We start from the raw sequence: 9,708 nt of genomic DNA, 5'->3' as shown, positions 1-9,708 counted from the left end.
AGCACGTGCTGTGGCGCGACTCGTGACGGGGCACCCACCGCTGGAGCTTCGCTCACAAGCCAAGAGCAAGAGCAAAAGCCAAGACTGCTCGCCTTCGGCTTCGCGTCACCGGTTGTTCCTTGTGTGGTTGGCCAGTTGAGTGCGCAAGCGGGTGGCGTCGGCGGTGCGGCCGAAACGGTCGTACAAGGTCAGCGCCTCGGTCCAGGCTGCTTCTGCTTGTTCATGCTCGCCCAGTGCGGCGTGTGCTGGGGCGAGGTGCTCTACTACGTCCGCTATGTCGGCGTGGTGGCCCAGTTCGCGTAGTACGGCGATCGACTCGTGGAATCGGGTGATCGCCTCGCGGTGGCGGCCGGTTTGGTGGTCCACGTGGCCGAGGCTGTCCAGTGTGTTCGCCACGCCGGCCTGGTAGTCGTGCTTGCGGTACAAGGTCAGGGCCTCCTCGCAGTGGAGGCGGGCCAGGTCGTGGTCGCCGGTTCTGGTGGCGTACCAGCCCACCAGGTTCAAGGACTGCGCCACCAGCAGTTCGCCGCCCGTGGTTCTGGACGCGGTCAGTGCCTGGTGTGCGTGGGACAGTGCTTTGTGCTCGTCGCCGCGGCCCTCCCACATCGCTGCCAGCTCGCAGTGCACCAGGACCTGTTCGCCGAGGTTGTGTTCCTGTGCTTGGGCCAGTGCTTGTTCCAGGGCGGTGGAGGCCTCGTCCAGGCGGTTGAGTTGGACGAACGCGCGGCCCAGGCGGAAGTGGGACCGCACTCTGTCCTTCGGGTCCGGGAGGTGGAGGGTCGCTGCCGCGGCCAGTTGCCACATTTCCAGGTCCTCGGCGTACTGGCCCTGCCGGTGGACGTAGGTGCGCAGGTTCCACGCGATCTGCCAGACCGTCCTGTGCCGCTCGTCCGCCGCGGCCTGGTGCAGCAGGTGTCGCAGGACGGCGAACTCCTCGTCCAGCCAGGTGACTGCGGCGGTGGCGTCCGGGAGGTCGGCCAGCCACACGCCCTCTGCTGCGGGCGCGAGGTCGGCGGTCGACTGGACCGGTGCGAACCGTTGGGCCGCAAGGCGTGCGGTGTGCAGGTAGAAGTCCCGCACACGGCGCGATGCCCGCGTGTCGGGTGCGGCCGTTTTCGCCGCGTGCTCGCGGACCAGGTCGTGCATGGCGTACCGGCCGCGGGAGTTCTGGTGCACCAACGAGGTCGTGGTGAGCTCGCGCAGCACGCGGGCGGTGCCGGCGGTTGTCAGGCCGGTCAGGTTCGCCGCGGCCGCCAGGCCGATGTCCGCGCCGGGAGCCTGGCCGAGCAGGCAGAAGACCCGGCGTTGCTCGGCGGTCAGAGCCTGTTCGGAGGCGGCGAACACCGCGGTCAGGCCCGCCGCCGGGTCGTCGTCCAGGGCCTCCGCGCCGAGCTCGCGCAGCTCCTTCGCTAGTTCTGCCAGCGGCAGGCCGGGGTTGGTGAGCACGCGTCCCGCCAGCAGGCCCAGTGCCAGCGGGAAACCGCGGCACCAGTCGAGCAGGTCTTCGGCCGCCTCCGGCTCCTCGGCCAGGCAGGCGGGCCCGAGCCGTTGTGCCAGCAGGGTTCTGGCCTCCTCGGCCGCCAGGGTCGTGAGGCCGAGGTGGTGGGCGCCGTGCCGGGCGACCAGGGTGGGCAGGACGCGGCGGCTCGTCACCAGGACCGTGCAGGTGCTGGTGCCGGGCAGCAGCGGCACCACCTGGTCGGCTGCCGCGGCGTTGTCGAGCAGCACCAGCATCCGGCGGTCGGCGACGAGGCTGCGGAACAACGCGGCTCGCGCGTGCGCCTCGGCCGGGACCTGGGCGGCGTCGACGCCCAGCGCGTCCAGGAACCCGCGCAGCACGCCCGCGGGGTCCAGCGGTTCGGTGTCCGGGGTGAACCCGAGCAGGTCGACGAACAGCTGGCCGTCGGGGAAGCGCGCGGCCCGCGCGTGGGCCCAGTGCAGCGCGAGCCAGGTCTTGCCGATGCCGCCCGCACCGGCCATCGCCGAGATCACCACCGTGCCGGTCGACGCGTCCACGGCGGCGTCGAGCGCCTCCAGCTCCTCGGCGCGTCCCACGAACGGTGTGGGCGCGGCGGGGAGATGGCGGGGTACGGCCGCGGCCGGCTGGGGTGTCCCGGCGAGCAGCAGGGCGTGCAGGTTCCGAAGTGCCGCACCGGGTTCCACGCCGAGCTCCTCCACGAGCCGCTCGCGCACCCTCCGGTAGGTCTCCAGCGCGTCGGCGGTGCGCCCGGCCTGGTGCAGTGCGAGCAGGTGCTGGCCGGCGATCCGCTCGTCCCACGGCCGCTCCGCCGCCGCGGCCGACAGCTCCGCGACGAGCCGGCCGCCGTGGCCCAGGGCCAGCCGCGCGTCGGCGAGGTCGTGCACCAGCGCCAGCCGTTCCAGGACCAGCCGGTCGCGTTCCTGGTCCGCCCACTCGCCGGAGATCCCCGCCAGCGGTTCGCCGTGCCACAGCGCCAGCGCCTCGCCGAACAGCCGGGCGGCCTCGGCGGGCGCGGCCGCCCTGGCCCGCGCCCCGAGCTCCCGGGACCGTTGCAGGTCAACGGATCCGGTCAGCACGTAGCCGCCGGACCGGCGTTCGATCGCCACGTCGGAACCGATGACCTGGCGTGCGCGCGAGACGTAGCTGTGCAGCGTCTCCCGTCCGCGCAACGGCACGGCGTCACCCCACACCCGGTCGAGCAGCCGGTCCACCGGCACGACCCGGCCCGCGTCCACGGCCAGCGCGGCGAGCAGGCACCTCTGCTTGGGAGGACCCAGCTCCGCCGAGACCTCGCCCAGTACGCGCAACACGCTGATCAGCCTCCCCCGGGGAGGAAGAGTACTGACCAGCGTGCGGCGTCATGTCAGCGATCCGGGTACGTCGCGGCGTCCGCGACGACGGCGTGCCGGCTCAGCGGAGCCGGTACTTCATGTCCACCAGCGGGTTGAAGGACTTGCCGTCGCCATCGCGCAGTTCGAGGTACACGCGGTCGGCGCCGCCCGCGATGTCCGCGGGCACGTTGAGGTGGACGGGGAAGTCGCCGTCGCACTTGCGGCTGGTGCTGCGCTCGTCGATCATCTCCTCCTTGCCGGTCGCCTCGAGGTTGATCGTCGTGGCGAAGATCGTGCGGCACCCCACGATGTGCGCGACGCCGTCGACACCGGCGCTGCGGTTGTAGAAGGCGACCTCACCGGTCATGTAGGTCGCGCCGTACTGCAGGTGCTGCTTGATGATCTCGACCTTGGGGTAGTCGGCGGCCGTGGCGGTGGGTGCCGTGGCGAGCGCCGCGCTCGCGGTGAGGGCGAACGCGACGACGAACCTGGACTGGGGCATGGGACTCCTTGAGCTGAGTTCGAGACTGCTCGAGGATCGGGGCCCCGCCGTGTGGAATCCTTGCGGAAGACCTTGAAGTCGCAGGTCAGGGCACGACGAGAACCGGCCAGCGCCCGGAGCGGATCAGCCTCGTCGCCACCGAGCCCGCGAACCGGTGCCCCGCCTGCTGCGAGGCGCCGACCACCACCATGTCGGCCTGGCACTGGTCGGCGGACTCGCGCAGCACGGTGAACGGGTCGCCGAACGCCTTGACGAACGTCACCGGCACGTCCAGCTCCTCCGCCGCCGACCGGACCTGGCCGGCGAGCTCGGCGTGGAGCTTCGCGGTGGCCTCGTGCTCGAACACCGACGCCACCGCCGGGCTGAGCGCCGCCAGGGACGAGTGGCACGCCACGAACGTGACGACCAGCCGGGCACCCTGGCGGCGGGCCAGCCCGAACGCGGACGCCGCCGCCCGCATCGCGGTGTCGGAGCCGTCGACGCCGACCATGATGGTCCGCGCCGACGGCCGGGCGGCGGGACCGAAGCAGTCCACAGTGGACTCGAAGGCGTTCACGCCGGCTCTCATCAGTTCCCCCTCAGCGGCTAGCGAGCGACAGCCGAGTCTGCTTCCTTCTTCTCGAGATCGATCGTGGTGCGCAACGTGATCGGCTTGAGGAGCAGTGCCGCGACCACGCCGATCACGCCCACCGCGGCGGAGATCAGGAAGATGTGCGCGGTGGCGTCGCCGTAGACGGTGTGCACGATCGTCTGCACCTGCGGCGGCAGGGCGTTGAGGTTCAACGCGCTGGTGCTGCCGGTCGACTGGCCCGCGGGCACGTGCAGCGCGGCGGACAGGTCGGCGGTGACGCGGTTGGCGAGCACGGCGCCGAGCACCGAGACGCCGATCGTGCCGCCCAGCGACCGGAAGAACGTGACGGACGCGCTCGCCGCGCCCAGCTCGCTCAGCGGCACGCTGTTCTGCACCGCCAGCACGAGGTTCTGCATCGTCATGCCGACGCCGATGCCGACCACGGCCATCGCGATGCCGACGATCCACAGCGCGGTGGCGTGGTCGACCATGCCCAGGCCGAGGAAGCCGACCACCAGGGTGATCGTGCCCGCCACGATGTAGGGCTTGATCCTGCCCGTGCGGCTGATCAGACGGCCGGAGATCGTCGACGACAGCAGCACGCCGGCCATCATCGGGATCGTCAGCAGGCCCGCCTCGGTGGGGGAGTAGCCGCGGCCGATCTGGAAGTACTGGCCGAGGAAGACGGCGCCGCCGAACATGGCCATGCCGACCGCGAGGCTCGCGATGATCGCCAGCGCCGGGGTGCGCTGGACGACGATGTGCAGCGGGACGACGGGTTCGGAGACCTTGCGCTCCACCGCGACGGCCGCGCCGAGCAGCACCACACCCGCGCCGACCATGGCGGCGGTCTGCCACGACAGCCAGTCGAACGAGTTGCCGACGAACGAGACCCAGATCAGCAGCACGCTCACACCGGCGGCGATCAGCGCCGCGCCGAGGTAGTCGATCTTCACGTTCTCGCGGCGGACGGTCTCCAGCTTCAGCGTCGCCTGGAGCACCACGAACGCCAGCGCGGCGATCGGGACGGCGACCCAGAAGCACCAGCGCCAGCCGAGCCACGACACGTCGACGATCAGACCGCCCAGCAGCGGGCCGCCGACCGTCGCGACGGCCATGACCGCGCCCAGGTAGCCGTTGTAACGGCCGCGCTCCCGCGGCGGGATGATCGCGGCGATCACGACCTGCACGAGTGCCTGCAGGCCGCCGACGCCGATGCCCTGGAACGCGCGGGCGGCGATCAGCTGACCGGTGTCCTGGGCGAAGCCGCTGACCAGCGACCCGATCACGAAGATCACGATCGCGGCTTGGACCAGCGTCTTCTTGTTGAACAGGTCGGCGAGCTTGCCCCAGATCGGGGTCGTGGCCGTCGCCGTGAGCAGGGTGGCGGTGACCACCCACGTGTACTGGGTCTGCGTGCCGTTCAGCGAGCCGATGATGCGGGGCAGCGCGGTGGAGACCACCGTGGAGCTGACCATGGCCACGAACAGCGCGAGCAGCAACCCCGACAGCGACTCCAGCACCTGGCGGTGCCCCATCGCCTGAGTCTCGATCTTCAACGTCCCGCCCCTTCGTCCCTGCAATTCTTGCGCGTTGTGCAAATTTGCGCAATGAGAAACTTACTCCACGGCTACGCTGGGTGCATGGAGACCCTCACCACTCATCGCGAGCACAAGAAGGCGGTGACCCGGCGGTCGCTGGCGGGGGCGGCGCTGCGCCTCGCGATGGAGCGCGGTCTCGACGGGGTGACGGTCGAGGACATCGCGGACGAGGCGGGGGTGTCGCGCCGGACGTTCTCCAACTACTTCACCAGCAAGGAGGATGCGGTCGTGGACGCCGACCGCGAGCGCACGCGGGCGCTGGTCGCCCGGGTCGCGGGCCGGCCGGAGGGTGAGGGGGCGTGGCAGGCGCTGCGCGCGGCGACGGCCGAGCTCTACCGCGCCCGGCCCGTCCCGGACATCGAGTGGATGGCCCAGCTGCGGCTGTTGCGCCGGCATCCTTCGCTGATCGCACGACAGGCAGGCGACCAGGTCGCGCTCGAACGCGACCTGACCGCCGTGCTGGTCCTGCGGGAACCGGACGAGGAGCTGGCCCGGCTGATGGCGTCGACGTTCCTCGCCACCGTGCGCACCGGGATCGCGCTGTGGCTCGAGAGCGCGGGCGCGAAGCCGTTGCCCGACCTCGTCGACCGGCTGCTGAGCCGGGTGACCGTTCAGGGCACGTAGACCTGCCCGGTCTGCCGTCCCTCGACCGACCGGACATACGCCTGCACCACGTCGGCCAGCGGCACCGGCTTCATGCCGGGGAAGAAGTCGCCGTAGACGTCCAACGACTCGGTGAACACCGTCGGGCTCACGGCATTGATGCGCTGCGGGGCGATCTCGATGGCGGCCGCGCGCACGAACGCCTCCAGCGCGCCGTTGGCCATCGAGGCGGCGGCGCCGGTGACGATCGGTTCGCGCGCCAGCACGCCCGTGATCAGCGTGAACGACTCCGCGACGTGCGTGAGTCCCTCCTTGACGAGCGCGACCTGCGACAGCACCTTGCCCGTCAGCCCGGCCTGGTAGTCGGCGACCGTCAGCTCGTCCACCGGCCGGTAGGGCACGCTGCCGGCGGCGACGGCGACGGCGTCCACCTGGCCGACGGTCCGGTAGAGGTCGGCCACCTGGTCCGGGTCGGTGACGTCGTACTGCAGATCGCCCCCGGTGCGGGAGACGGTGACGACGTCGTGCTTGCGTGCGGCGAGCCCCTGGTGCAGCGCGGTGCCGAGCGTGCCGGTGGCTCCTACGAGCAGAATCCTCATGCCCTCGACGCTAGGCGCGGTTCCACGGCCTGAGAAATGCCGTTCGTGCAGCACTTATGATCGGCAGTCATGAATGTCGAGCTGCGTCACCTCCGGGCGCTCGCCGCGATCGGGGACCACCGTTCGATCACCGCGGCCGCCCTGGCGCTGCACGTCACGCAGCCCGCGCTGTCCCGCACGCTCGACCAGCTCGAACGGCGCCTGGGCGTGCGGCTCGCCGACCGCACCACCCGCCACGTCGCCCTGACCGACGCCGGCCACCGGCTCTGGGAGCACAGCCACCGCATCCTCACCTCGCTGGACACGGCGCTGGCCGACGCCGTGCGCCCCCAGCCGCTGCGGCTCACCTTCGCCTGGGCCGCGCTCGGCCGGTTCACGATCCCGTTCCTGCGCGAGTGGCGCGCGGAGCACCCGGACGTGCTGGTCCGCATCCGCCGCTCCGACGACCCGGAGGCGGCGCTGCGGCGCGGCGAGGCCGACGTGGCGGTGCTGCGCAGCGGGGCGTCCGGCGAGGGTGTCGAGCACGTCGCGCTGATCGAGGAACCCCGCGTCGCGGCCGTCGCCGACGACCACCCGCTGGCGTCGCGCGCCGCCCTGGTGCTCGACGACCTGGCGGGGGAGTGCGTCGCGGTCTGCGAGACGGCGGCGACCACGTCGGCGGACCTGTGGCCCGCCGGGTCGCGGCCGCGCACGGTGGACGTGCCCGGCGTGGTCGAGTGGCTCACCTCGATCGCGACCGGGACGACGGTCGGCGTCACGGCGGCCGGCACCAGCCACCACAACCCGCACCCCGGCGTGACCTACCTGCCGCTGACCGACGCGGAGCCGATCATCGTGCACCTCGCGTGGCCTTCGGCGGCGCCGCACCCGTCGACGCGGGCGTTCGTCGAGCTGGCTCAGCGGCACCTGGCCGCCACAACCGCAGCTGGAGCATCGCCGCGAACCGCGCGTTCGGGTCGCTGAGGTCGATCTCCCCGACCTCCGACAGCCGCCGCAGCCGGTACCGGAAGGTGTTGGGGTGCACGAAGACGGCGGCGGACGCGGCCGCCACGTCGCCGAACGCGTCCAGCCACGCGCCCAGCGTCTCGACGAGGCAGGCGTTGTGCCTGCGGTCGTACTCGATCAGCCGCGCGACCGGTCCGGTGAGCGTGTCACCGCGTTCGGCGATGAGGTCCGACAGCTCCAGCAGCAGCCCCTCACCGTGCACGTCGGACACCCGCGCCACCGACCACGACGACCGCCCGGCGCGCAGCACCCGCAGCACCAGGTCGGCGCCGGCCCGGGACCGCGCGAGCATCAGGCCGTCCGCCGGCTGTCCCACGCCCACCAGCACGTGGTTGCCGATGCGGTTGCGGAAGTCGTTCGCGATCCGGAACGCCCTGTCCTCCGACTCGGCGGGCAGGATCGCGTAGACGACGTCGCTGATCAACGCGGCGGCGGCGCGCGGGTGCACGGCCGTCAGGTGCATGGCGAACGCGTCGGCGATCTGCTGCCGTTCGGCGAGCAGCCGGGCGTGCGAGGCCGGGTCCTCGCCGTGCGAGTGCGCCAGCGCCAGGGCGAGCACGACGCACGACTGGTCCGCGAGCCCGAGCCGCCGCACCGCCTCCGCCGCGCCCGCGCCGCCCTCGACGGCGGTCGAGACCAGGTCGGCGCGCAGCCGGCGTTCCACGTCGGCGCCCGCCCGTTGCCGCATCATGTGCAACGCCACGAGCTTGGCGGCGTCGCTGAACGCCCGCGAGGAGTCGGGGGACAGCGGCGCGCGGACCGCCGCCCAGATGGAGCCGAGGAACTCGTCGCCCGCCCGCACCGCCACCGCGACCCTGGGCAGCACGAACCCGTCGTCGGAGTCCGCCCCCTCGATCGTGACGGGCTGGTCGCTGCGGTAGAGGTGCTGGAACACCCCGCGCGCCTCCAGCAGCTGCGAGAACCGCGCGGGCACCCGCCGGCCGAGGATCGTCTCGACCCGCGAGGCGTCGGCCTCGTCCTGGCGCCCCGAGAACGCGAGCACCCGCGAGCTGCGGTCCTCGATCGTCACCGGGGCGTCGATCAACGACGCGACCGCGTTGGCCAGCGCGAAGAGGTCGCCCGCCGGCACGCCGCCGAGCGTCTCGGACGTGTCGACCTCGCCCTCGGCCAGCAACGACCGCAGCATCGCGGCCAGCTGCGTCCACGACGCGCCGGGCGCGAGGCCGAGCAGCACCACGCCGGAGAGGTCGGCGGCCGCGGCGACCTCCTCGGTGACCTCGACCGGGCCGCGCAGGACGAGCGCCGCGGCACCCTCCCGGCCCAGCCGCGCGAGGATCTCCGCGGGCTCCCGCACCCCGACGCCCAGGACGAGCGCCGACGGCGGCAGCGCCTGGTCGTCGTCCGGGTCGTGGATCACCACGCCGCCGATGTCGGCCGGCCGGGCCGGGTCGCCCCGGACGAGGTCGATCAGCGTGGTGCCGAGGTCGTCGAGGACGCGGGCGAGACCTGTGCGCGGACTCATGACACCACCTTGCCACCGTCTACAAAGGAGTTCGACTCGTAAGGGGGGATCCACCAAGTGTTCAACGATTGAAGTTTACTGACGCGCCAGCGTGTCCAGGCTGAGTGGCTCGGTCACGCGTGACTACCGTTCGTTCGCAGAACCGCGTTCGTGCCCAGTCGTCCAGCCTCAGCACACGGCATCTAGTCCTCAGCAAGCCGCGTTTATAGGTCACGCAGTCCTTGGAAGATCATGTCCGGCTTGAGTGAACCCAGTCGAGCGTTTGGTTGCCAGCGAGGGCAGGCAACTGGACTCGTAATCGGGAGTTGTACCGGCGATGCAGGACGCCCTTCTCGCGGTGAACACGAGCTGCAAGCCGGGATTGCGTTCGCGATGAGCCAGCAGCTTGTTAGCCAGGTAAACAGCGCAGACGGGCATTGCGGGCACCAGTCGGAGGTTGGAGGCCGAGGACGGTCTTGTACCTTCGAAGCTCGTGAGGTGTGCTGAAGGCGCCGAAGCTGTGCTCAGCACGATCGCAGCTGTGGTGCATCGCC

General features: G+C 71.7%; 7 protein-coding genes and 1 pseudogene. 2 read left to right on the top strand and 6 right to left on the bottom strand.

Annotated features, from left to right (window positions below; all coding sequences use genetic code 11):
- Window positions 1-105: 105 nt before the first annotated feature.
- The 4 genes from VF330_RS40180 to VF330_RS40165 form a co-directional block, all read right to left on the bottom strand.
- Window positions 106-2,790: an AfsR/SARP family transcriptional regulator gene (locus tag VF330_RS40180; RefSeq protein WP_330856999.1), complete on the bottom strand. Its 2,685-nt coding sequence runs from the start codon at window positions 2,788-2,790 to the stop codon at window positions 106-108.
- Between the two features lie 100 nt (window positions 2,791-2,890).
- Window positions 2,891-3,313: a hypothetical protein gene (locus tag VF330_RS40175; protein ID WP_330856998.1), complete on the bottom strand. Its 423-nt coding sequence runs from the start codon at window positions 3,311-3,313 to the stop codon at window positions 2,891-2,893.
- Window positions 3,314-3,398: 85 nt separating this feature from the next.
- On the bottom strand, window positions 3,399-3,881 hold the full coding sequence (locus tag VF330_RS40170) for a universal stress protein (protein WP_330856997.1): 483 nt from the start codon (window positions 3,879-3,881) through the stop codon (window positions 3,399-3,401).
- Between the two features lie 17 nt (window positions 3,882-3,898).
- A complete protein-coding gene (locus tag VF330_RS40165; protein WP_330857000.1) occupies window positions 3,899-5,422 on the bottom strand; it encodes an MDR family MFS transporter in 1,524 nt (507 codons plus the stop codon).
- A gap of 105 nt (window positions 5,423-5,527) precedes the next feature.
- Here VF330_RS40165 and VF330_RS40160 point away from each other — a divergent pair, with 105 nt between their 5' ends.
- Window positions 5,528-6,109 carry a TetR/AcrR family transcriptional regulator gene (locus VF330_RS40160; protein WP_330856996.1) on the top strand — a complete coding sequence of 194 codons (582 nt, stop codon included), beginning with the start codon at window positions 5,528-5,530 and terminating at the stop codon, window positions 6,107-6,109.
- Here the strand turns inward: VF330_RS40160 and VF330_RS40155 are convergent.
- Window positions 6,097-6,687 (bottom strand): short chain dehydrogenase, encoded by a 591-nt coding sequence (locus tag VF330_RS40155; protein WP_330856995.1) that lies wholly within the window; start codon window positions 6,685-6,687, stop codon window positions 6,097-6,099. The genes VF330_RS40160 and VF330_RS40155 overlap by 13 nt on opposite strands.
- Window positions 6,688-6,756: 69 nt before the next feature.
- Here VF330_RS40155 and VF330_RS40150 point away from each other — a divergent pair.
- Window positions 6,757-7,536, top strand: a pseudogene (locus VF330_RS40150) (LysR family transcriptional regulator); the annotation flags it as partial.
- Here the strand turns inward: VF330_RS40150 and VF330_RS40145 are convergent.
- On the bottom strand, window positions 7,517-9,175 hold the full coding sequence (locus VF330_RS40145; protein WP_330856994.1) for a PucR family transcriptional regulator: 1,659 nt from the start codon (window positions 9,173-9,175) through the stop codon (window positions 7,517-7,519). The pseudogene VF330_RS40150 and the gene VF330_RS40145 overlap by 20 nt on opposite strands.
- Window positions 9,176-9,708 lie beyond the last annotated feature (533 nt).

The organism is Lentzea sp. (genome assembly GCF_036380075.1).
Classification (GTDB): Bacteria; Actinomycetota; Actinomycetes; order Mycobacteriales; family Pseudonocardiaceae; genus Lentzea.
This window is presented reverse-complemented; position numbering and strand designations above follow the sequence as displayed.